The sequence below is a fragment of the Flagellimonas sp. 389 genome, assembly GCF_018449435.1.
In the GTDB taxonomy this organism is placed as follows: domain Bacteria; phylum Bacteroidota; class Bacteroidia; order Flavobacteriales; family Flavobacteriaceae; genus Flagellimonas.
In genome coordinates this window covers 66,929-89,134 of record NZ_JAHCMU010000003.1, presented here as the reverse complement: position 1 = coordinate 89,134, position 22,206 = coordinate 66,929, and the positions used below count along the sequence as shown (strand labels likewise).

Sequence of the window (22,206 nt, the reverse complement as noted above, 5' to 3'; positions counted from 1 at the left end):
AAACGTAGTACAAACCAACAATAAACGCTAAACGCTATTCGCCTACACTAAAGTTGTAAATTGTGCGTGGCTTGTAGCGTTTAGCACATAGCCCAAATTCTACTTCCCTTCGTACTTGCCCATGTATCTTTTCCAAAGTTCCGTTTGATGGGTTTCCAAAGAGATATCGCGTCCATCTATAAAGGCTCTGGAAAGTTGGTTGGTGCGCATATCCAAAGCATCACCCTCAGAAATGAACAGTGTGGCGCTTTTACCAACTTCCAGGGTGCCGTAATCAGCATCGATACCTAAGATTTTTGCATTGTTTCCAGTTATCAATTGTAACGCTTTTTCCTTCTCTAATCCTTGCGCGACCACTTGACCTGCGTAGAAAGGCAGATTCCTGGTCTGAAAGTTTGAAGCTGATGCATTTTGAAGTCCCACAATTAATCCTTCATCCACTAATAGTTTTGGTAGTTTATACGTGAAATCATAATCGTCATCATCGAATTTTGGTAGGGTATGGGTAAAATTGACCAAAATAGGAATGTTGTTTTCCTTTAGAAAATCAGAAATTTTATGGGCATGATATCCACCTACCAGAACTATTTTTGCTGCTCCAGCTTCTTTAGCGTTCGTAATAGCGTCCATTATCTCTTTTTCACCGTCGGCATAGATGTATAAGTGTTTGGAACCATCAAAAATACCTTGCATGGCTGCATATGGAGCGTTAACTTCATTAGCATTTCCCTTGCCATAGGCATTTGCGTTTTGCATAAAGGTCTTAACATCATTGACCTGTTTTTGATAGTCTTTATTAGGGATAAAACCTCTTGGTTCTCCCATCCACCATCTACCATTTCTGAAAAGCGTTGGCCAGTTCAAGTGGATGCCATCATCTGTCTTTACAGCTGCATCTTCCCAGTTCCAAGCATCAAACTGTACGATAGAGGATGTACCCGAAATCCTTCCGCCTTTTGGTGTTATTTGACTTAACAACACGCCATTGGGACGCATACTTTCTATTACTTTAGATTCGGCATTATATGCAATTATACTGCGTATATGTGGAATCATATCACCAATTTCGTCTTGGTCATTACTTGCTCTTACCGCATTGACCTCAACCAGACCTAAAGCCTTGCCTGGAGCTATAAACCCAGGGTAGATATGTTTTCCGTTCGCATTGATAACTTGTCCTTTACTTTCAATTTCCGAGCCACCTATGGCAGTTATTTTACCATCTTCAAAAACCAAGGTACAGTTCTCCTTAATTGTTCCATTGCCAATATGGGCAGTTGCACCTGTTATCGTAATTGCTTCGGATTGGGCTGAAGCTGGCGTCTGCTGTGCGGACAGCGTAAAACTCCCTGTAAACCCTAAAACGAGTAGTGATACTAATATTCTTTTCATGTTTTTATAGTTTTAAAGGCTATCGCAGTGAAACCTATCTTTTTTGTTCTGTTTTGGGCCTTGCATTTTTTTTCCGCTCTCTTTTTCATTGAGCATCATATTTATAAGCATGTTTCGCTCTTTTTTTGCAGCTTCTCTAAGCATTTTGTCTTTTTCCAAATCAAAATAGATTACACCTTCGATCATGGTCTTTTCTGCTTTGGCATACACAGAAAGCGGATGGTCGCTCCACAGCACCAGATCTGCATCCTTGCCAACTTCTATACTCCCTACGCGCTCATCGATGTGTAATAGTTTTGCTGGATTCAGCGTTACGGTTTTCCATGCTTCAATTTCTGACATACCACCATATTTAACTGTTTTGCCCGCTTCTTGATTCAATCTTCTGGACATTTCTGCATCATCACTGTTTATAGCTACGGTAACGCCTTGGCTTGCCATTATTGCAGCATTGTGGGGGATGGCATCATTTACTTCATACTTGTACGCCCACCAATCACTAAAAGTGGAACCTCCAACACCGTGTTCGGCCATTTTATCGGCCACCTTGTATCCTTCAAGAATGTGGGTGAAAGTATTTACGGTAAAATCAAATTTCTCCGCGACCTTCATCAGCATGTTTATCTCGCTCTGTACGTAGGAATGACAACTTATAAATCGCTCTCCGTTCAAAATCTCCGCAAGGGTTTCCATTTCTTCATCGTACCGAAAAGGTTGACCACTTTTTTTCTTGGCATCGTATTCTTTTGCCCGCTGAAAATAATCTACAAAAACCTGTTCAACGCCCATACGTGTTTGCGGGAAACGTGAAAAGCTCTGCCAATTGGACTGTTTTACATTTTCGCCCAACGCAAACTTTATAAACTTGGGAGAGTCTTGGAATATAAGTCCGTCCGCACTTTCGCCCCATTTTAATCTTAGGATTGCCGAACGTCCACCAACTGGGTTTGCAGAACCGTGCAGTAACTGAAGTGTAGTAACTCCACCAGCCAAATTTCTATAGATGTCCATATCTTTCGGGTCGATTACGTCTGTCATTTTTACTTCGGCAGTCGAGTTGTGGCCCGCTTCGTTGATAGCCAATGCCGCAATATGGGAATGCTCATCTATGATTCCAGCGGTTACATGCTTTCCAGTTGCATCAACGGTCTTGGCACTTCCTGCATTTAAATCTTTCCCTATCCTCGAAATTTTTCCGTTCTTGACAAGAACATCGGTGTTTTCTAGGATGGCTTCCCCTGTCCAAACGGTTGCGTTCTTAAAAAGAGTGTTTTCCTGCTTTGGTTTGGTCTTATAACCGTAGCCTACATTGGGGTAGGATAGGCTTACCAATTCTGGAGCAGAATGTGCACTATCTTTCTTTGCTTTTTCTTGGAAAGCTGATGTTCTTCGAAGGGTAACGGATGACTCCCTACTATCGGGTGACATCATTTTCCCTTTAATGTTTTCTGTATTGTCCGTGATAAGGGCTATCAACCGATAGGATTCTCCCGCTTTATTGGAAAAGGACAGGTTTAACCAATCTTCGGTGTAGTCAGTTTTTGAATCCAGTTTTAAGGTGTCTTGTTTGACACTTGCCTTTGGTTTACCAGCATCTCCACTGATTGAAACCGTGTATGTTTTTCCGTTGGCAGAAAGACTGTATTCTCCCCGAATATCCTTTTGATCTTTTGGATTGATAACATGTTTTTTGCCTTGTACCCAATTTTCGTAAAGCGTGTTTCCTTTTTCAAAAATATCTCCTGAAGTGATCAAAAAATTTGCCTGTCTGCCAGGTTGCAACGTGCCAATTTGATTGGTTTTGCCCAAAATGTTTGCTGGTACGGTCGTCAGTGCTTCCAATGCCGTTGTTTTTGAAAGTCCATATTTTAAGGCTTTCATCAATTTTGATGTAAAATCTGTAGGTGATTTTAAATCATGAAGCGTGAGCGCAAATTGAATGGTGTTTTCCTCTAAAACTTTTGGGTTTGAAGGCGCTAGGTTCCAATGCCGCATATCTTTTAAAGCAACATAGTGTGCTTCATAGGGATTGGAGACATCATAAGCTTTTGGGAAGTTAATGGGAACGATCAGTTTGGCATTTGTAGCTTTAACTTCTTTTATGTTTTCATATTCGTCACCACCCGCTAAAATTGCATATTGAATTCCAAACTGGTCGCCAATTTTATCGGCTCGCAATACATTTCCATTATTTCCAGCAGCAAAGATCTGCGTCATGTTTTTGTTTTCTATCAATGCTTCAATGGAACGGTCTTTTGTTGACACGTTGCCTTTGCCATACCAATCCATATCGTAATATAACTGTCGCAGTAGAGCAGTTGTTCCCATAAGCGAAGTTGGGTAAGATTGATTTTTGGCGATACTTTTTTTGAAAGAATGGTATTGAGAGGACCTGTCATCCAATATTCGTTCAGATTCGTTTCCCTCATCATTTAAGGTCACTAGAACTCCTGTTCCCCTAACTATACCATCTTGAATATGGGAGTTAACCGTTCCAAAACCAACCTTGCGCAGTACTTCTGCTTTTTTCTTATCATATGTGAAACTGGTTATTGCATTATTTTCTGGCATAATATGGTCATTCCAGTAAAACCCTTCTCTTGAAGGCCCATACTGTGCCGAACGCCCGCTACTTTTAGCTTTTTCGGGCATCTTTACCCCAAAACTGGAAAACACATCAATAAAAGAAGGATAAATATATTTTCCTTTTAAATCTTCAATGACAGTATTTTTTGGAATTGTCACATTGCTTCCTGCTTGTACTACTTTTCCATTTTGAATAAGCAGTGTCCCATTTTCTATAACTTGGGTAGGGGTAATGTATATCTTGGCATTTGTGAATGCCCTGTAGTTGTTGTTCTTTGTTTTGACACCATCATTCTTTGGAAAATAATCTTGTGCAAACAAAGCCGTTCCGCCCAAAAATAAAGCGAAAGCAAAGAGTTTCATTTTCATGTGCTCGTATATTGGATTAGTCTGTTTAAAGGTAATTGAAGTGATGCTATTCTACAAGCGAGTTTCTAAAAACCGTACTTTTCATGATAACCAATGACAAGCCCTACTACCGAGTTGTAACTTTGGATACCTTCCTGTTGATTGTTTGCTTTTAAAAAGGTATTAAAAAGCGATTTGAACACAGGCTCTAATGGGTTTTCATAGTGCTCCCAGAAAGTGGCTACTTCCCTAAAGTTTTTCTTCACGCCTGGATTGAGTTTTTCAATAAGCGCATTAAATCTTGCTTCGTCTTTTCTTGATAAATCCGATAGGCAATAGCCCAAAGCATGAGAGTAAGCGGCATATTTAAAATAGACGTCGTCATTTTTTGAGGTGACCAAAAAACCTATCAGATTGGTGGCATCTTCTGCAGAATACCCCAACTGGTGCCCCACTTCGTGCCCGCTTACGGTCGGTAATCTAAATGCAGGTAATAATCCGTTCACTTGCGCCTCATTGGAAAAAGGGTTTAAATACCCTCCATATCCCATATAGGTGAGCGGAAGACTATAAATTGAGGCTTTAAGACTTGGGGTTTTGTATTCAAAATCGGGATAGTATTCCTTTAACTTAGCATATCCTTCTTCTGTCCTTTTGAAGATTTCCTTTCTTGAATACGGAATTTCAACTGGATCAATGGTATCACCGGTAATTTGTACTTGGTAGTTATTAGCCTGCCTCGTTAAATGTTTGGTAGTGGAAACCAACTGTTCTAGGGTATATTCTTTTTCAATCTGGAATCTCCAAGTTATGGGGTGTCGGTAATAATTTAAACCCCAGAGCAAATGAAAAATAAAATATGCTATAGACAATACCACAAAAATATTCTTTAAGAACTCTAAAGGTTTTCTTCTGATTGATTTGTGATGTTTGTAAATATATCGCAAAGCCAAAAACACTAAAACCGTGTAAAAAAGATCTCCTACGGAGAATGGAACCCATCCAAAGAGTATTCTCAAAAAACGTGAGATGATAGGATATATACCATTACTGTAATGTGCTTCTACAAGTTCTGGATAATTGCCCAACCATTTTACCAAGATTACCTGAAGCGGTAAGGCAATGATCAGTATGGTCTTAATTTTTTGTTTCATTAAAAAATGCAAAGCAACTATAGTATCTGCCGAAACTAGCTCTTAATTTTTATATTGCCAACATCCGTTCAGCCCTTAACATACTTTTATGGTAAAACAAAAAAGTCGCGCATCTGCGCGACTTTTTAACTAATTTTTTTTTGGAAAACTATTCTTGAATTCCAACGATTTCCAAATCAAAGATAAGGTCAGAGTTTGGTGGTATAGGGCCTCCACCTTGTGCTCCATAGCCCAGATGTGGTGGAATAAATAAACGAATTTTATCACCAACTTTCATCGTTTGTAACCCTTCTTTGAATCCAGGAATCAAACGTGCTTCGGGCCCGTATTCCATAGGTACGGGGGAATAGCCGCCACCTTGCTTTCTTCTATCGTCGTACTTATTGAATTTGACGGCAATATCCTCATAATTGCTATCGAATAGATCTCCGTTCGGCAACCATCCAGCATAGTTTACCAATACTTTCTGACCTATTTTTGGCTGTTCGCCCTCTCCTTTGGTCAATGAAAAGATTTTTAATTCTGAATCGCTTTCTTCGGCTGCTTCTTTTTGTTGTTCAAAATCGGCCAATAATTCACTTTTCATTTTTTCAAAAGCGGCAACTACGGCTTCCTCCTCTGCAAAATAATCGGTCATAATCTGAATGGCATCAAACTTTTTTGCCTCTTTACCGTTTCGTATGATTTCAACGGCATTCATGACCACATCTACTTTAGGTTTGTTGGCAGGAGCGACCACTTCAACATTTGCAAGCGTATCCACAACGTCCATTCCTTCCACAACTTCACCAAAAACGGTATGTCTGCCATCTAACCATGGGGTTTCTTTGTGTGTTATAAAAAATTGGCTTCCATTGGTTTTGGGACCGGAGTTTGCCATGGATAGAATTCCTTTTTTTGAGTGAGAAAGTGAATCATGGAACTCATCTTTAAATTTATAGCCGGGATTTCCACGTCCTGTACCTGTAGGATCGCCTCCTTGAATCATAAAATCTTTGATGATTCTATGAAAAATAAGTCCGTCGTAATACTTTTTATCTTTAAGACTGTCGCTTACAAAGGGGCTTTTTCCTTCCGCCAATGATACAAAATTGGCGACGGTAACTGGGGTTTTTTCGTGCTCCAGTTTTACGAGAATATCGCCTTGGCTAGTCTGTATATCTGCATAAATCCCATCTTCCAAATCAGCATATTTGCCAGATTTGCATCCCAAGAATACGATTGAACATAGTGCTATTAAAACAAGGTATTGTTTCATTGTTTTTCTGATTTTAAATTTAAACTGTCTTGATTTATGATTATTGTATGCAATTCTATTGTAGATTTTAATGGTGTTTTTGGTCCAATATCATTTCCGTCACCATGGTATCCGTAGGCTTGCAGGGATGGAAACAAAAATGTTGCCCGCTCACTTACTTTTAGCAATTTCACCGCATTTTGAAGCCCGGGAAAGAGTTGTTCCTTGTCCACAACGTAAGATGTTGGGCCTTTATCCTCCATGGTATAAATAGTATCATTTGCCAATGATAGAAGATTGTAGGAAAACAATATTTGATCGTTTGTTTTTGGTAGGTAAGTTGCGGTATCGTTTTTTGTTTCAAAATAATACCAGAACCCGTTTGGACTGGCTTGGTAATCATGTATGGTGTCTTTTTCAATGATTGCCTGTACCATTTTTTCCTCCAGGGCAAGCAGTTCTTTATTTCGCTCAACGGATTCCTTAAAAAAACTCCCCGATTTTACTTTTACCGGTTTTCTTGGTTCTGGTCCTCCACAATTTACCATTAGAAGGGCCAAAAAAATAAAAAACACAATTCTCATGAACATAGTTGGTTTTTATAGGACTCTAAAAGTGTAACGAATTGTTTTGTGGTTTCTTTTATACTCATGTCGCTTCTTCCACCAGCAGCATTGTCATGTCCACCTCCGTTAAAATGTTTTCTGGCAAATTCATTTACCGAAAAATCACCAATGGAACGGAACGATATTTTTATGATTCCCTCTTCTTTGTTTTCAATAAAGATGACTGCAAAAATAATCCCTTCCAAGGTCAACCCATAATTGACAAAACCTTCGGTGTCTCCTTTTTTAAAATCATGTTTATCCAACTCTTCTTGCGAAAGCGTTATATAGGCCGTGCTATATTCTGGGAGTATGACCATGTTGCTCAGCGCTACACCCAAGAGATGAAGCCGAGAGGGGGAATTAGTATCGTAGACCCTTTGGTGGATTTCCATATTATGGGCCCCTCTATCTATTAAATCCGCTATAACACGATGCGTTCTGCTAGAGGTCGACCTATATTTGAACGAGCCGGTATCTGTCATGATTCCCGTATACAGGTTGGTTGCGATTTCTTCATCTATTTTATCGATTTCACTTAAATATTCAATGAAATTATAGACCATTTCGCAAGTAGAGCTCATCCTAACATCTGAATAGGTAACCGTTGCATAGCCGCTAGGTTGTTGGTGATGGTCGATCATAATAAAAGTAGCTTCTTTTTCTTTTAAAACCGATTCCAACTGTCCTACTCTAGATAGATCATTAAAGTCGAGCGTGAAGACTACTGTTGCTTCTTCCAAACATTTTTTAGACTGCGAATTTTCTTTCTCAAAATTTAAGATGGACTCGTTTCCTGGCATCCATTTTAGAAACTTTGGGTAATCGTTTGGCGCTATGACAGTGGAATCATGTCCTTGTGAAATAAGAAAACCGTTCAGTCCCAAACACGAACCTATGGCGTCTCCGTCTGGATTCTTATGAGGTATGATTACGATTTTTTGGGGCTTGGAAAGAATCGACTTAACCGTCGTGATGTCCTCTAAATTCATGCGTTCAAAGATACAATAATATAACATAGTCGTAACTCTGGATACCCTATTTTTGTCAAACCATAAATTGTGATCATGAGAAATTTTATTGTTTTATTTAGTGTCGTTGCCCTTGTTTTTGGTTGTAAGAGCCAGCAAACTGTTCCTTCTACTATTGTTGAAAATACAGGAAAAGCGGGTACTATTTTTACGGTCGCTTTTGGCTCGTGCAATAAGCAAAATGAAGCGAATCCGTTTTGGGACGATATTTTAAAAGAGAACCCTGATGTTTGGATATGGGGAGGCGACAATATTTATGCGGATACCGAAAATATGGAGGAATTAAAATCTATGTATAACAAACAACTTGGAAATGAATACTATAAACTATTGAACGAAACAATCCCAGTTATCGGTACTTGGGATGATCATGATTATGGATTAAATGATGGTGGAGAGGAATTTTCCAAGAAAAAAGAAAGCCAACAGTTGTTTTTGGATTTTATGGGAGTTCCTAAAGATAGTAAAAGAAGAAACCAAGAAGGTGTCTATACTTCGCATTTGTTTGAAACGCCACAAGGCAAGGTCAAAATTCTAGTGTTGGATACCAGATATTTTAGAAGTCCTCTAGAATCGGATCCAGACCCAAAGAGACGTTATAAACCTAATACAAATGCAGATGCTACAATTTTAGGCAATGCCCAGTGGAATTGGTTGCAAAAGGAACTGGACAATTCTGAAGCCGATTTCAATCTTATTGTCACCAGTATCCAGTTTTTATCAGGAGAGCATGGTTTTGAAAGTTGGAGCAATTTTCCAAAAGATGTGGAGAAGCTTAAAAACAGTATTACATCATCTGGTGCCAAGGGGGTGATGATATTGTCCGGTGACCGTCACATTTCAGAATTTTCAAAAGTAGAACTACCACAAATACCATATCCTCTAATAGATTTTACAAGCAGCGGACTTACACATTCTTACTCAGATTTTACCAGTGAACCCAATAGGTTTAGGACAGGAGAAGTAGTGGCGGTTCCAAGTTTTGGAATCATAAAACTGCATCTTGGAACTAAAGAAGCACATTTAATGATGATGGGTGAAAACGGCCTTGTTTTTCAAGAGTTAAAACAGCAGTATTAAATCTTGTTCATTAGTCGAAAAGCCGTAAGTTTGCGCAAAATTTTAAGAAATGACCGGAAATAGAACATTCACCATGATAAAACCCGATGCCGTAGAAAACGGATATATTGGGGCTATTTTGGAAAAGATAACGGCTGCAGGTTTTAAGATAGTGGCCATGAAGTACACGCAATTGAGCAAAAGGGATGCGCAGGAATTCTACGCTATCCATAAAGAACGACCTTTCTTTGGAGAATTGGTGGAATTTATGACCAGAGGTCCAATAGTTGCTGCAATTTTGGAAAAAGACAATGCTGTTGAAGATTTTCGTGCTTTAATAGGTGCTACCAACCCAGAAGAAGCTGCTGAAGGTACGATTCGTAAATTATATGCTTCAAGCATAGGAGAAAACGCGGTTCACGGTTCAGATAGTGATGAAAATGCAAAAATTGAAGGTTCTTTCCATTTTTCTGGAAGGGAAATATTTTAGACAATAATTACACTTTGATACACAATATAAAAGCTACTCAGTTTGAGTGGCTTTTTTTGTGGAAAAAAGTAGAAACTCCCTCTTATTCTTTTCGGGTTGAAGATTACCAATTTCAAAAAGACCGATTTTGGTAAGAAGGTTGCGCGATTTAGTATTTTCAAGAGTGGTTATCCCTAAAATAGTTTGCAACTTAAGTTCGGTTTTTCCATAGTTTATAATCGCTTCGCACGCTTCTGTAGTGTATCCTTTACCTTCATGTTCAGGAAGAATTGCAAATCCTATATCCGGACTATTTAGATAGTCCCGTCTAACAAAACCACAAATACCGATGGGCTTTTTAGATTCTTTTAAAGACATTGTTAAGAGGCCATAACCGTTTTTTTGATAAGAATCAATCAAATTGGACTGTATATACTGCTTTGCATCTTCTTGAGTTCGAACTCCCTTGTCTCCAATAAATTCTATCCAATTTGGGCTGTTCAATAACGTATAAAAAAATTCTGAATCTTCTAAGGTGGCCTCGCAGAGTATCAGCCTTTTCGTTTCAATAAAATTTTTCATCAGACTCCTAAAAACGATTAGCGTAAAACCAGCTTCTTAATCAAATCTTTTCCCAATTCTTCATTGAGCATTGCAATGATTTTGGTTTTTCCCAGGCTTAATTCCTCCCTAAGTACAGAGGAAGATAGTGAAACGAACAAGGTTTCGTTGCGCAACTCTACAGCGGTTGTATAATTGTTCACCCCGTTCCCCATCAATTTTACCCAGGCATCTTTTGCTTCAACTTTATCCATACCTTTTTGGAGCTTGTTGTCTTTGATGAACTCCCCCAGTGCATCACTTAGATTAAGATACGAATTGTGCCGTTTCGCCATTATTTGGGTATGGTTATAGGTTGAAAGCGTTTATAAGAATATGTCTTTCCTTCTGTATTGAGTACGGAGAATGACATAGTATCTAAATGCACCAATTTTTCTTCCCATTCGTTCCGGTCTTTTTTGTACTGTATTGTAAATGCTTCATTGATACGGATGATTTTAAAGGATTCAGTATCATTTGAAGTCGTATAGGTACCATTAAATGAAGGCTGTAATTTTTTACGGAAGCCTTCCATATTTTCTACTTGAATAAAATCTACGCTTGGATTAATGGAATAGTTCTTTTTTTGGCCATCTGGGAACTCAACTTCTGTAATTTCCCAATATCCGTTCAAAAAAGAAATATCTTCTTTGGAAATTGGAGTTTCATTGCATCCCCATAAGTTCAGAACTATAACAAACAGAACTATTCGCTTCATGCTACAAGGTAAATATTTTATAACTCTGATGAATGTTTTTAACTACATTTTCGGTTCGTTCCGCATGCGTATCACTGATAAAAATCTGTCCAAAATCATCATTGTCCACCAATGCAACTATTTGGGAGACACGATTTTCGTCCAACTTGTCAAAAATATCATCCAATAACAGAATAGGTGTGGTTTTTGCCTGCTCTTTAATAAAATGGAACTGCGCCAATTTTAAAGCGATCAAGAATGTTTTTTGCTGCCCTTGGCTTCCAAACTTTTTTATGGGATGTCCATCAATGGTAAAGTTTAGATCATCTTTATGGATGCCCACGCTTGTATACTGCAACGCCCTGTCCTTAGTTATCGAGTTCTCCAAAAGGTCGGATAGTTTTTTCTCTGCGAGTTGACTTTCGTAAGAGAGCATTATCTGTTCTTCTTTCTCGGAAATATGGGCGTACTGTTCTTTAAAGATTGGAATGAAAGCGGTAATGAATTCCATCCTTTTTTGATGTATTTCCGTTCCAAAACCATGTAATTGCTCGTTATAAATTGCTAAAGTATCAGCGTCAAACGTATGGTTTACGGCAAAGTATTTTAGCAGTGAATTACGTTGCACCAATACTTTATTGTATTTAATGAGTGTTTGCAAATATGCTTTATCCGATTGGGAAATCACACCGTCCATAAACTTTCTACGGGTATCGCTCCCTTCTATGATCAAATCCCTGTCAGATGGTGAAATGATTACTAGGGGCAAAAAACCTATATGTTCTGAAAACTTATCGTATGCCTTGCCATTTCTTTTGATAACTTTTTTTAACCCTCTTTTAAAACTGCATATGATTTTTTCGCTACGCTCATTTTTTTCAAATTCCCCTTCAATGACGAAAAAATCGGTTTCGTGCTTTATATTTTGTGTGGCAACTGGGTTAAAATAGCTTTTACCGAAGGAAAGATGGTAAATAGCATCCAGAATATTGGTTTTGCCAACGCCGTTATCCCCGACCAGACAATTGATTATTGGATCAAATTCCAGGCTCTTGGAAGCGAAATTTTTATAATTAACTAAAGATAAGTGCCTTAAAAACATAAAAGCTGAAGAAATCTAAGGATTTCGGTCGGTTAGCAATTAATTAAAGATTCCAAAAATAACGAATAAATTACCTTTTGGTTTTGGATAAAAACTTTATTTTTGCCCGATTAATAAAATCAAGGATGGCAACATACAAGAAGCGAGGCTTTAAGCCAAAGAACAAGGTTGAGGAAAATCAACTGGATGAGCAGAACAGCACAACTGCTGAGGTTTTCAGTACGTTGGATGAAGGTGCTTCTAAAACCGAAGCTTGGGTTCAAAAAAATCAAAACTATATTTTGGGCGCCATAGCAGCTATTGCCATTGGTGTTCTTGGATATCTAGGTTATAATGAGTTTATCCAAAAACCAAAGGAAGCTTCCGCTGCAAACGAGCTTTATTATCCCCAACAGTATTTTGATCAGGCCTTGACCAATGAAACGGAAAAGGATTCTCTTTTCTTGTTGGCTTTGAACGGTGCTGAAGGAAAATATGGTTTTTTGGATATTATTGAGGAATATAAAGGTACAAAGGCTGCAAATCTTGCGAACTACTCTGCTGGTATGACATACCTTAATATGCAGCAATACCAAGAAGCGATTACCCATCTAGAGAATTTTTCATCGGATGATGCGGTTTTGGGAGCTATGGCCAAAGGTGGTATAGGTGATGCTTTTTCGCAATTGAGCCAACCAGAAGATGCCTTGGATTACTATGAAAAAGCTGTAGCGCATAGTGAAAATGAATATACAACCCCTAGATTTTTGTACAAGGCAGGTATAATCGCTATGGATTTGGGACAAAAAGAAAAAGCTAAAGGTTTCTTTGAGCGCATCAAAAGTGAATTTTCTATGGCTCAAGAAGCGAATAATATCGATTTACTTATAGGATTGGCCAAAAATTAGTCAAAATGGCTACCGAGAATAAAAATCTATCGGTTTACGATAAATCTACAATCCCGAATGCGAAGAAACTTCGATTTGGGCTTGTTGTTTCTGAATGGAACGAAACAATTACCGAAGGCCTTTACGATGGAGCAGTTGATGCGCTGTTGGATTGCGGTGCATTACCGGATAACATTGTAAGATGGGACGTTCCGGGCAGTTACGAACTCACATTTGGCTGTAAAAAAATGCTAACTACACAAAAAATTGATGCAGTAATCGCTATTGGTAGCGTTATCCGTGGCGAAACCAGTCATTTTGATTTTGTTTGTAGTGCTACAGCGCAAGGCATTAAAGATTTAAATATCAGTTATGATATTCCTGTAATTTTCTGTGTGCTGACAGATAACAATCTTCAACAAGCATTGGACCGCAGCGGTGGAAAACATGGCAACAAAGGTACAGAAGCTGCTATCGCTGCCATTAAAATGGCGGTTTTGGGTAAGTAAGTCCAAATACAAAAACAAACTCAAAATACAACCTTACTTCATTGGGATTTTTCAAGCTCAAGTGCAAGCACAAGTTCAAAAAATTAAAAATAAGTGTTTCCGCTACAGTTTATAATATGCAATTGAACATGTGTTAGTCTTACTGAGTTTGAACTTAACTCTTGAACTTGAACTTGTATTTTGAATTTGTCTTTGACTTTTGAACTTGAGTTTGATTCTTGTATTTGCATTTTATATACTGTTAACACTTTTTGGGATTGCTTTTCAGGACATTTTTTCGATTTTAAGTACCTTTGGTAACACTTGGAAAAGGATACGATGCGAAATTTTCTAAAACTTAGAAAAAATAGAACTTATAATTATTCACCACGTTATTATAAAGGTGAAGACAATCCTTTTAAAATAGAACATAAACTGGATAAATACAGAAGTACTGCACATACACAACGTGGTCTTAAAAATAAATTTTCCTCAGCGGTAGAGGATTTAAAGAATGAGGGCGATAAAAATATCAAACTCAGATTCCTTATCATTGTGGCCATTTTGATAGTGTTGTTTCTCTTCATTATAGACTTTGATTTATCAATATTTCTGACTTCCTAATGGCAGATATCATTAAACTTTTGCCAGACCATGTCGCCAATCAAATCGCGGCAGGGGAAGTGGTTCAACGACCAGCTTCGGTTGTGAAAGAGTTATTGGAGAATGCAATCGATGCAGAAGCTACCTTGATAAAACTAATTGTAAAAGACGGAGGAAAGGCTTTAATTCAAGTAGTTGATAATGGCTTGGGAATGAGCGAGACCGATGCAAGATTGTCTTTTGAACGCCACGCAACCTCCAAAATATCCAATGCCCAAGACTTGTTTAATTTACAGACCAAAGGGTTTAGGGGAGAGGCGTTAGCTTCAATAGCTGCCATTGCCCATGTAGATATGCAGACCAGAACGGATGGTACCGAGGTAGGAACCCATCTGAAGATAGAGGGCAGTAAAATAGTAATACAAGAAGTTATTGCAACCCCTAAGGGCACGTCGATAGCGGTTAAAAACCTATTCTTCAATATTCCCGCAAGACGTAATTTTCTTAAATCAAACCAAGTTGAGTTACGTCACATTATGGATGAATTTCATAGAGTTGCTTTAGTGCATCCTACTATTGAATTTCATTTTTACAACAATGGTTCAGAAGTTTTTAACTTGCCAAAGACCAACTACAGGCAGCGGATAAGTCATGTTTTTGGAACCAAAATGAGCGACCGCTTGGTTCCGGTAAATGAGGAGACCGAAGTGGTCAAAATTTCCGGATTCATCTGTAAGCCCGAGTTTGCAAAAAAGAGTAGGGGAGAACAGTTTTTCTTCGCCAACGACAGATTCATCAAGAGTCCATATTTACATCATTCCGTAGTAGCGGCCTTTGAAGGGCTCATAAAGTCTGATCTGTATCCTGGGTATTTTTTGTACTTGGAAGTAAATCCATCATCAATAGACATCAATATACACCCTACGAAAACAGAAGTTAAGTTTGATGATGAAAATACGATGTACGCTATTTTGCGGTCGACCATAAAGCATAGCTTGGGACAATTTAATGTGGCTCCCGTATTGGATTTTGACCATGACCCGAATCTTGATACTCCCTACGAGTACAAAGAGAAAGGTGTAATACTCCCAAAAGTAACGGTGGACACTTCTTTTAATCCATTTCAATCTACCCAAGAAAAAACAGGCAGTACGGGCACTTATAAAAAGACGAGTGCTAAAGGTTGGGAAAATCTATACGAAGGGTTGGATGCTGAAATAAAGACCGACAATTTTAGTAGTGTACAAATAGAATCCGATAATATTGCCCAAGGTACTTTTTATTCAGATTCTGATACCGAAGAACATACAGGAACTACCTTTCAGCTTAGAAGAAAATATATTGTTAGTACTATTAAATCGGGTATGTTGGTCATTAATCAAAATCGTGCTCATGAACGGGTGCTTTTTGAAAAGTTCCTGACCGAGATAACCGTAAAAGAAGGTATAAGCCAACAGCTTTTGTTTCCTTTGGAGCTTTCATTTACAAAACAAGAACTTACTGTTTTAAAAGAAGTTAAGGATAGTCTCGCCAATGTTGGTTTTGCTTTTGAAAGTTTAGAAGGAGAGACTGTTAAAGTGACAGGTGTTCCTTTAATTCTTTCTGAAAGGGGAATTGGCACGGTATTAGACCGAATAATGGCAGATTATAAAGAAGGATTCGAAGGAAATTCAATTTCCCAAGCAGAAGTTTTAGCAGCAACACTTGCTAAAAACCTTGCGGTAAAAACAGGGGAGTTATTGGACAAAGAATCACAATTGGCATTGGTAAACGATTTATTCGGTTGTAAGGAGCCAACACTAAGTCCTTCACAAAAATTGACGTATATTATTATCTCTGAAGGGGATATTGAAAAAAAATTTAGCTAAATGGGTAGATTGACCGAGGCAGTAAAACACCTGTTGATCATCAACGTTATTTTGTTTTTTGCCACACAATTATATGGCGACCAAATGTACCAATGGTTGTCACTTTGGTTCCCTAAGAATACCAATTTTCAATGGTGGCAGGTCATTTCCCATATGTTCATGCATGGGAGCGTCATGCACATACTTTTCAACATGTATGCGTTATGGGCATTTGGCACGCCTCTAGAGCAGGTTTGGGGCAGGAACAAATTCCTCTTCTTTTATTTTTCAGCGGGTTTGGGCTCAGCCTTTTTGCACTCAGGGGTCAATTATTATCTTTTTAGTGAAGGTATGAACGCTTTGGTCAATTCTGGGATGACGGAAACACAGGTTTTGGACATTCTGGCTAATGGGCAGTATAGTCCAGATTGGTACAATTTAGCTTCCAAAAGCACAATAGATAATTTTTTGAGTGCTTATAATACGCCAGCTGTTGGTGCTTCTGGAGCTATATATGGTGTTTTGGTAGCTTTTGCTTTTATGTATTCCGAAGCGAAACTTATGCTCATATTTCTTCCCGTACCCATTAAGGCCAAGTATTTTGTGCCTTTGTTGTTGCTGGGGGATTTAATTTTTGGAATAGGCAACATAAATACGGGAATAGCTCACTTTGCCCATATTGGAGGCGCACTGATCGGCTTCCTTATGATGTGGTATTGGAAAAAAAATCAGTTTAATCAAAACAGATGGAACTAACCTATGGCTAACGGTGGTTTACAGTATAATTTTGCTCGGCTAACTATAGCGGAAAAGCTAATAGCCTTCAATGTGTTGATTTTCATTCTGGATGGTTTGGCATTGGCACTTCTTGGAGGTTCGGTAGCTAGCTGGTTTCACCTTCCAAAAGATTTCATGGAGTTTTTTGGACAACCTTGGTCCATAGTTACATATTCATTCTTCCATGCTGGCTTTGGTCATATCTTTTGGAATATGATCATGCTCTATTTTACAGGACGTATTTTCTTGAATCTTTTTGATGTACAACGATTTATCAATGTATATTTTTTAGGGGTAATAGTAGGGGGATTGATCTTCTTATTGAGCTACAATGTATTCCCTACACTATTGAATACCAACACCGCTTTGATTGGAGCGTCCGCTGGGGTCACAGCGGTGCTTATATTTGTATGTGCCTATATTCCAAACCAAGAAGTCCGTATCATATTTTTTAATGTGAAGCTTTGGTATGTTGGAGCGTTCTTTATTTTGGTAGATTTAATTCAAATTCCTTCTGGAGGAAATGTAGGGGGGAGGCTTGCCCATTTAGGTGGTGCTCTCCTTGGGTATATTTATGCACGACAATTGTTAAAAGGAACCGATATAGGTTCAGGTTTTGGAAAGTTTAGAAATGCTATTGCGCAATGGTTCAAGCCTAGGGATAAAAAAGCACCATTAAAAACGGTGTACAAGAAGAACACTGCCAAAAACAAAAGCGCCAAGGATTACGATAAAGAAGCCCACCAACGTAAAATAGATGCCATTCTAGACAAAATCAGTAAATCCGGTTATGAAAGCTTATCCAAAGCTGAAAAGGATTTTCTTTTTAAGGCAGGAAAAGAAGACTAATTCGTGAAAAAGCGTTGAGTATGCTCGGAAAGTTGATCTTTGGATTTAATGTTACAGTTGCCATAGTGCTGTTATTGACCTGCATATTATCTTTTTTTAGTATTCAAATAATTCCGGTCCTTTCTGTACTTAGCTTAAGTGTTCCTTTTTTATTTATTGTAAATGTACTTTTCCTTTTATATTGGATATATAGAAAAAAGAGAAAGTTCTTATGGTCGTTAGCTGCTTTGGCAATGGGCTATTTTGTTTTTGGGCCCTTTTATGGAGTTGGAAACAAAAATCAGGATGCTGATGAAATATCCGATTTAAGGATAATGACCTTCAATGTATGGCATTTTAATAAATACGAATGGATAAAAGAGCCTAACATTGGAGACCGAATCATTGATTTTATTAAGGCTGAAAAACCAGATATCCTGTGCATACAAGAATTTCATAGAGAGCGAAAAGATGAATTGTCCCAATATCCATATAACAGCATTACACCTGATTCTGTTGGTAAAATTACACAGGGCATTTTTTCCAAATATCCGATCTTAAATAAAGGGTCTATCGATTTTCCAGGTACCATAAACAATGTCATCTATGTGGATCTTCTTGTAAGGAGCGATACAATACGTGTTTATAATATGCATTTGCAGTCCTTTAGTATTGTTCCTTCATCAGAAACATTTTCTGAGAAAGAATCAGAAAAAACCTATAAAAGACTCGTCAATACGTTCTCTAAACAATTGGAGCAAGCGAAAATCTTCAATGACCATGTTAAGCAAAGTCCCTACAGCACCATTGTATGCGGGGATTTGAACAATACCCAATTTTCGAATATCTACAGAATAGTACGAGACGATTTACAGGATAGCTTTCTGGAAAAGGGAAATGGATTTGGTCGTACCTACAAGATTTTTAATTTCCCGTTACGAATCGATTATGTTCTAGCAGACGCTTCATTTCAAGTGATTTCGCATACCAATTTTGACGAAAAACTATCCGACCATTACCCTGTAGCGGCTACATTGCGGTATACATCACATCAATAAACAATCTGCGCTATCCGCTATGATATGAATGATCAAGGCCAGGCCGATTATTCTCGTCTTTTTAAAAAAAGGTAGTAGGCAATACAGAAGGATTGCCCAAACACTGTGAAGTGGATGAAAGCCAATGCTACATCGGTCAGCATCAAAAATAGGTTCAGCTATTATGTGGTCTATATCGATTAAAATACCTGCCAAAAGAATAAGCGTGACCTTTAGTTTATCTTCTTTTACGAGCAAAAGACCAATTAGAAGAGGAACTATAAAGTGAATTCCATAATGGACAATGAACCTAGGCATTAAGAGATAGATTTTTTAAGAAAGTAAGTGTATTGGTTCCTTCGTTGAAAAGTAAATCCAAAATACTGAGATTGGCTATAAAACCATTTCTTTCCCCAAAAACCTGCGCATATTCATCAACGGCAATCGTTGGACTTTTTTTGGCATCCACCAGAAGCCTTGAATCAATGAGTTCTTTGGATTTTTTTTCAAAAGATACGTTTCGCTCCATGGGAGTTTTTATTCCCAGACATTCACCAATAATTGCTATTGTTTTTAAGTTGAAATCGTAAAGTAAACTGGCAGGTTCCTCGAACAAGGGTTTAAGGTCATCTTCATAGAACTCAAAAAAAGGAGACGTTCTATATGCTGTTTCCAAAGTTCGCCAATGCAGTTTTTGCCAGTTTGTACTATTGTCTACCTCAACAGCATGATACTTTTGTCGACCCTCTTTACCGCCTACATGTTTTATTGGAATATTAAGCATATGTTTTCCCTGGTCCGTTGCAATATAACAGCGATTTCTATAGGTCTGTTTTTGAAAATTATCATGTCCTTCCCAGATAACATCATTCTGAACAATCACGGCAAAGGTGATAATGTTGGGAAAATATGTAGGGTGGACCAAGGTTTTCAATACATAATATTTTTAACAGGTAAAAAACACTTTTTTTGAACACCAAACACCGATTACTCAGCATTCTTCTTGCGCTTCTTTCTAAAAAAGTCAAAAACAAACCAGCCTCCTAAAGCTATCAAAAAGTATATCAAATAAGATACAGGTTCTCCGCTGCCGCCTACCGTGGTGAAGATACGTTCCCAACGTGGTCTCCAGTTGGCGAGGCCCTCGTCAAAATTATCAAAACTCATCCAAAGAAAAACGGGTTTACCTACAATATGGTCGGCGGGTACGTAGCCCCAAGTTCGGGAATCCTCGGAATGATCTCTGTTATCACCCATCATCCAGTAGTAGTCCTGTTTAAAGGTATAAGATGATGATTCTGTTCCGTTAATGTACATCTTTTGACCTTTGACCTCTACTTCATTGTTTTCATAATCCCTAATGATTTTTTTGTAGAGTGGAATGGTCTCAGGAGTTAACGTTACAGTAGCTCCTGCTTTTGGAATATAGATAGGGCCAAAATTATCGACGTTCCAAGGGTGAATGTTAGGTTTTTGGGGATACGCACCACCATAAACACCTTTCCCTTCGTTTGTTTTTACTACGGAATCCACGCTTTGATTTTTCCGTAGCTGTTCGACCATTTCATCGGTTAGATTGGCAATTCTTGATCTTGGTTTTTCCTCGGTCAGTGAAAGTCGTAGTTGCCTAATAACCTCTGTAGGTATTCCTTTCTCTTGGGTGATCAGTTCAATCTTTCCGTCTGGGGTTTGTTGGGCACCCAACAAGTATGGCGCCAAGGCATTGTATTGATTTTGATTTACCCCTGCTGTGATGTATTTTCTAAGATAATCTGAAGCATCGACTTCCGAGAGTAGTTTGCTAGACACCCCTTTTTGGGAATAAATAGTGTAATCGTACATGACTTTTGCCCTGTCCGAAAGTTTGAGTTTTTCTCCATTGATATGGACGAACCCATCTATTACCGAAAGTGAATCACCCGGAGTGCCCACGCATCTTTTTACATAGTTGGATTTTTTATCAATAGGCTTTTTGACCGCCTTTTCGGCCTTAAAAAACTGATACAACGTATCTGAAGGAAGACTAAAAACCACAATATCGTTCTTCTTTATCGTATTAAATCCTGGAAGACGTAAATAGGGTAATTGCAGCTTGTTCTTCCATGATGTTTTGTACGTTTCTGGATTAACATCCGCTATATAGGACCTTTTCTTTAAAACAGGTAGCGTATCGTGGACCATAGGTGCGGCCAAAGTGGTCATGGGCAATCTTGCACCGTAATGAAACTTGCTCACGAACAGAAAATCCCCAATCCTAAGTGTGCGCTCCAAAGAACCCGTAGGTATAACGTAAGGTTGGATAAAATAGGTGTGGACAAATGTCGCTGCCACTATCGCAAAAACAATGGAACTTACCCATTCACCAAGTCCTGTTCTTGGCTTTAAACTTCTATCTTCAATATAGCTTACATCTTCTGCGTAATTGATGTAGTAGATATAAAAACCTAGTGTTAGAATGGCCAGCCATGTATCTAAAAGCTTGTTTTTGCCAAAACTTCTAATGGTCTCGACCCATACCACCGGGAACATCAATAAATTGATAATGGGCAGAAATAGCAAAAGTACCCACCACCAAGGCCTGTTTATGATTTTCATTAGAACAATACCATTATAAATTGGTATAGCGGTCTCCCAAGCTTTTCTACCTGCTTTTACGTAAAGTTTCCAAGTTCCAAGAAAATGAATGATCTGTACAATTAAGATAAAAATAATCCACTGTGTACCGTCCATATGTAAAGTTTAGTTTTTAGACACGAAGTCTTAATTTTTGTTACGTTTTATTTTAGATTTAACACATCTTTCATAGAAAATATACCTGTTCTTCCTTGAATCCATTCCGCAGCGATAACAGCGCCCAAGGCAAAACCCTCTCTATTGTGCGCTGTATGTTTGATTTCTATGGTATCTACATTGCTTTCGTAGGTTACGGTATGCGTACCTGGAACGTTGCCCTCTCGCTTGGAAGTAATGGGAATGACATTTTTTTCAGCCTTATCTAACTGCCAACTTTGGTAGGGGGTATGGGCTAAAATCCCTTCTGCCAAGGTTATGGCCGTTCCACTTGGAGCATCCAGTTTTTGTGTATGATGAATTTCCTCCATAGCCACATTATATTGCTCCAAGTTTCCTATCATTGTGGCCAGATAAGAATTGAGCTCAAAAAAAATATTTACACCTAAACTAAAATTGGATGAATATATAAAAGCACCCTTTTTCTCCTTGCAACAAGTTATGGCATCTTCGTAATTATCCAACCACCCTGTAGTACCGGATATTATGGGCACTTTATTTTCAAAACAATCCGTTATATTCTTAAAAGCTGATTCTGGAGTACTAAAATCGATAGCAACGTCCATTGCGCTGTAATCTACTTTAATGGAATTCACATCTATTTTTGCAACAATTGAGTGACCCCTGTTTATAGCGATTTGCTCAATCATTTTGCCCATTTTCCCGTAACCGAACAGTCCAATATTCATG

23 protein-coding genes are annotated in these 22,206 nt (G+C 38.3%); 9 read left to right on the top strand and 14 right to left on the bottom strand.

All coding sequences use genetic code 11. The annotated features are described in order from the left end of the window. Positions 1-99 precede the first annotated feature (99 nt). From KIM67_RS03625 to KIM67_RS03600, 6 genes are all read right to left on the bottom strand, one after another. The gene (locus KIM67_RS03625) at positions 100-1,392 is read right to left on the bottom strand and encodes an amidohydrolase family protein (RefSeq protein WP_213830004.1); all 1,293 of its coding nucleotides are present in this window, start codon (positions 1,390-1,392) and stop codon (positions 100-102) included. Positions 1,393-1,404: 12 nt separating this feature from the next. Beyond that, on the bottom strand, positions 1,405-4,347 hold the full coding sequence (locus KIM67_RS03620; RefSeq protein ID WP_213830003.1) for an amidohydrolase family protein: 2,943 nt from the start codon (positions 4,345-4,347) through the stop codon (positions 1,405-1,407). 65 nt (positions 4,348-4,412) lie between these two features. Beyond that, on the bottom strand, positions 4,413-5,480 hold the full coding sequence (locus tag KIM67_RS03615; protein WP_213830002.1) for a DUF3810 domain-containing protein: 1,068 nt from the start codon (positions 5,478-5,480) through the stop codon (positions 4,413-4,415). 148 nt (positions 5,481-5,628) lie between these two features. Next, on the bottom strand, positions 5,629-6,738 hold the full coding sequence (locus tag KIM67_RS03610) for a peptidylprolyl isomerase (RefSeq protein WP_163418318.1): 1,110 nt from the start codon (positions 6,736-6,738) through the stop codon (positions 5,629-5,631). Continuing rightward, positions 6,735-7,301, bottom strand: coding sequence for a gliding motility-associated peptidyl-prolyl isomerase GldI (gene gldI, locus KIM67_RS03605; protein ID WP_213830001.1), 567 nt, complete (start codon positions 7,299-7,301; stop codon positions 6,735-6,737). The genes KIM67_RS03610 and gldI overlap by 4 nt, the downstream gene beginning before the upstream one ends. Next, positions 7,298-8,314 carry a bifunctional oligoribonuclease/PAP phosphatase NrnA gene (locus KIM67_RS03600; protein ID WP_213830157.1) on the bottom strand — a complete coding sequence of 339 codons (1,017 nt, stop codon included), beginning with the start codon at positions 8,312-8,314 and terminating at the stop codon, positions 7,298-7,300. Before KIM67_RS03600 ends, gldI begins: the two co-directional genes overlap by 4 nt. A 75-nt stretch (positions 8,315-8,389) precedes the next feature. On the opposite strand from KIM67_RS03600, the gene KIM67_RS03595 reads away from it, so the two are divergent. After that, positions 8,390-9,433 carry an alkaline phosphatase D family protein gene (locus KIM67_RS03595; protein ID WP_213830000.1) on the top strand — a complete coding sequence of 348 codons (1,044 nt, stop codon included), beginning with the start codon at positions 8,390-8,392 and terminating at the stop codon, positions 9,431-9,433. Positions 9,434-9,482: 49 nt separating this feature from the next. After that, complete coding sequence (locus KIM67_RS03590; protein ID WP_213829999.1) at positions 9,483-9,902, top strand: nucleoside-diphosphate kinase; 420 nt, start codon at positions 9,483-9,485, stop codon at positions 9,900-9,902. A gap of 33 nt (positions 9,903-9,935) precedes the next feature. On the opposite strand, the gene KIM67_RS03585 is transcribed toward KIM67_RS03590, so the two are convergent. Genes KIM67_RS03585 through KIM67_RS03570 form a run of 4 tightly spaced genes read right to left on the bottom strand, consistent with a single transcriptional unit; the run spans position 9,936 to position 12,280 of the window. Beyond that, on the bottom strand, positions 9,936-10,463 hold the full coding sequence (locus KIM67_RS03585) for a GNAT family N-acetyltransferase (RefSeq protein WP_213829998.1): 528 nt from the start codon (positions 10,461-10,463) through the stop codon (positions 9,936-9,938). 17 nt (positions 10,464-10,480) lie between these two features. Beyond that, positions 10,481-10,777, bottom strand: a complete 297-nt coding sequence (locus KIM67_RS03580; protein WP_163418324.1) for a DUF721 domain-containing protein — start codon at positions 10,775-10,777, stop codon at positions 10,481-10,483. Next, positions 10,777-11,199 carry a hypothetical protein gene (locus KIM67_RS03575; protein WP_213829997.1) on the bottom strand — a complete coding sequence of 141 codons (423 nt, stop codon included), beginning with the start codon at positions 11,197-11,199 and terminating at the stop codon, positions 10,777-10,779. Before KIM67_RS03575 ends, KIM67_RS03580 begins: the two co-directional genes overlap by 1 nt. A gap of 1 nt (position 11,200) precedes the next feature. After that, positions 11,201-12,280, bottom strand: coding sequence for a DNA replication/repair protein RecF (locus KIM67_RS03570; protein ID WP_213829996.1), 1,080 nt, complete (start codon positions 12,278-12,280; stop codon positions 11,201-11,203). A 125-nt stretch (positions 12,281-12,405) separates the two neighbouring features. Between KIM67_RS03570 and KIM67_RS03565 the strand changes: the two genes are divergently transcribed. The 7 genes from KIM67_RS03565 (at position 12,406) to KIM67_RS03535 (ending at position 18,747) form a co-directional block, all read left to right on the top strand. Further along, complete coding sequence (locus tag KIM67_RS03565) at positions 12,406-13,167, top strand: tol-pal system YbgF family protein (protein WP_213829995.1); 762 nt, start codon at positions 12,406-12,408, stop codon at positions 13,165-13,167. A 5-nt stretch (positions 13,168-13,172) separates the two neighbouring features. Next, positions 13,173-13,655 (top strand): 6,7-dimethyl-8-ribityllumazine synthase, encoded by a 483-nt coding sequence (gene ribH, locus KIM67_RS03560; protein ID WP_213829994.1) that lies wholly within the window; start codon positions 13,173-13,175, stop codon positions 13,653-13,655. Between the two features lie 318 nt (positions 13,656-13,973). Further along, positions 13,974-14,258 (top strand): riboflavin synthase subunit beta, encoded by a 285-nt coding sequence (locus KIM67_RS03555; RefSeq protein ID WP_213829993.1) that lies wholly within the window; start codon positions 13,974-13,976, stop codon positions 14,256-14,258. Further along, complete coding sequence (gene mutL / locus KIM67_RS03550; protein WP_213829992.1) at positions 14,258-16,105, top strand: DNA mismatch repair endonuclease MutL; 1,848 nt, start codon at positions 14,258-14,260, stop codon at positions 16,103-16,105. The genes KIM67_RS03555 and mutL overlap by 1 nt, the downstream gene beginning before the upstream one ends. Further along, a complete protein-coding gene (locus KIM67_RS03545; RefSeq protein ID WP_213829991.1) occupies positions 16,106-16,840 on the top strand; it encodes a rhomboid family intramembrane serine protease in 735 nt (244 codons plus the stop codon). It begins immediately after the preceding gene. Positions 16,841-16,843: 3 nt separating this feature from the next. Beyond that, positions 16,844-17,710, top strand: coding sequence for a rhomboid family intramembrane serine protease (locus KIM67_RS03540; protein ID WP_213829990.1), 867 nt, complete (start codon positions 16,844-16,846; stop codon positions 17,708-17,710). A gap of 20 nt (positions 17,711-17,730) precedes the next feature. Beyond that, complete coding sequence (locus KIM67_RS03535; RefSeq protein ID WP_213829989.1) at positions 17,731-18,747, top strand: endonuclease/exonuclease/phosphatase family protein; 1,017 nt, start codon at positions 17,731-17,733, stop codon at positions 18,745-18,747. On the opposite strand, the gene KIM67_RS03530 is transcribed toward KIM67_RS03535, so the two are convergent. The 4 genes from KIM67_RS03530 to dapB are packed head-to-tail and all read right to left on the bottom strand — an operon-like array spanning position 18,736 to position 22,205. Then, on the bottom strand, positions 18,736-19,044 hold the full coding sequence (locus KIM67_RS03530; protein ID WP_213829988.1) for a DUF6122 family protein: 309 nt from the start codon (positions 19,042-19,044) through the stop codon (positions 18,736-18,738). The two genes, KIM67_RS03535 and KIM67_RS03530, sit on opposite strands and share 12 nt — an antisense overlap. Beyond that, positions 19,037-19,660, bottom strand: a complete 624-nt coding sequence (locus KIM67_RS03525) for a WbqC family protein (RefSeq protein WP_213829987.1) — start codon at positions 19,658-19,660, stop codon at positions 19,037-19,039. Before KIM67_RS03525 ends, KIM67_RS03530 begins: the two co-directional genes overlap by 8 nt. A gap of 53 nt (positions 19,661-19,713) precedes the next feature. Beyond that, positions 19,714-21,456, bottom strand: a complete 1,743-nt coding sequence (gene lepB, locus KIM67_RS03520; protein WP_213829986.1) for a signal peptidase I — start codon at positions 21,454-21,456, stop codon at positions 19,714-19,716. 47 nt (positions 21,457-21,503) lie between these two features. After that, complete coding sequence (dapB, locus tag KIM67_RS03515) at positions 21,504-22,205, bottom strand: 4-hydroxy-tetrahydrodipicolinate reductase (protein WP_213829985.1); 702 nt, start codon at positions 22,203-22,205, stop codon at positions 21,504-21,506. Position 22,206 lies beyond the last annotated feature (1 nt).

Coding starts and splice junctions, on each gene's coding strand:
- KIM67_RS03625 (WP_213830004.1), bottom strand. CDS start 1,392: ATGAAAAGAATATTAGTATCACTACTCGTTTTAGGGTTTACAGGGAGT.
- KIM67_RS03620 (WP_213830003.1), bottom strand. CDS start 4,347: ATGAAAATGAAACTCTTTGCTTTCGCTTTATTTTTGGGCGGAACGGCT.
- KIM67_RS03615 (WP_213830002.1), bottom strand. CDS start 5,480: ATGAAACAAAAAATTAAGACCATACTGATCATTGCCTTACCGCTTCAG.
- KIM67_RS03610 (WP_163418318.1), bottom strand. CDS start 6,738: ATGAAACAATACCTTGTTTTAATAGCACTATGTTCAATCGTATTCTTG.
- gldI (WP_213830001.1), bottom strand. CDS start 7,301: ATGAGAATTGTGTTTTTTATTTTTTTGGCCCTTCTAATGGTAAATTGT.
- KIM67_RS03600 (WP_213830157.1), bottom strand. CDS start 8,314: ATGAATTTAGAGGACATCACGACGGTTAAGTCGATTCTTTCCAAGCCC.
- KIM67_RS03595 (WP_213830000.1), top strand. CDS start 8,390: ATGAGAAATTTTATTGTTTTATTTAGTGTCGTTGCCCTTGTTTTTGGT.
- KIM67_RS03590 (WP_213829999.1), top strand. CDS start 9,483: ATGACCGGAAATAGAACATTCACCATGATAAAACCCGATGCCGTAGAA.
- KIM67_RS03585 (WP_213829998.1), bottom strand. CDS start 10,463: ATGAAAAATTTTATTGAAACGAAAAGGCTGATACTCTGCGAGGCCACC.
- KIM67_RS03580 (WP_163418324.1), bottom strand. CDS start 10,777: ATGGCGAAACGGCACAATTCGTATCTTAATCTAAGTGATGCACTGGGG.
- KIM67_RS03575 (WP_213829997.1), bottom strand. CDS start 11,199: ATGAAGCGAATAGTTCTGTTTGTTATAGTTCTGAACTTATGGGGATGC.
- KIM67_RS03570 (WP_213829996.1), bottom strand. CDS start 12,280: ATGTTTTTAAGGCACTTATCTTTAGTTAATTATAAAAATTTCGCTTCC.
- KIM67_RS03565 (WP_213829995.1), top strand. CDS start 12,406: ATGGCAACATACAAGAAGCGAGGCTTTAAGCCAAAGAACAAGGTTGAG.
- ribH (WP_213829994.1), top strand. CDS start 13,173: ATGGCTACCGAGAATAAAAATCTATCGGTTTACGATAAATCTACAATC.
- KIM67_RS03555 (WP_213829993.1), top strand. CDS start 13,974: ATGCGAAATTTTCTAAAACTTAGAAAAAATAGAACTTATAATTATTCA.
- mutL (WP_213829992.1), top strand. CDS start 14,258: ATGGCAGATATCATTAAACTTTTGCCAGACCATGTCGCCAATCAAATC.
- KIM67_RS03545 (WP_213829991.1), top strand. CDS start 16,106: ATGGGTAGATTGACCGAGGCAGTAAAACACCTGTTGATCATCAACGTT.
- KIM67_RS03540 (WP_213829990.1), top strand. CDS start 16,844: ATGGCTAACGGTGGTTTACAGTATAATTTTGCTCGGCTAACTATAGCG.
- KIM67_RS03535 (WP_213829989.1), top strand. CDS start 17,731: ATGCTCGGAAAGTTGATCTTTGGATTTAATGTTACAGTTGCCATAGTG.
- KIM67_RS03530 (WP_213829988.1), bottom strand. CDS start 19,044: ATGCCTAGGTTCATTGTCCATTATGGAATTCACTTTATAGTTCCTCTT.
- lepB (WP_213829986.1), bottom strand. CDS start 21,456: ATGGACGGTACACAGTGGATTATTTTTATCTTAATTGTACAGATCATT.
- dapB (WP_213829985.1), bottom strand. CDS start 22,205: ATGAATATTGGACTGTTCGGTTACGGGAAAATGGGCAAAATGATTGAG.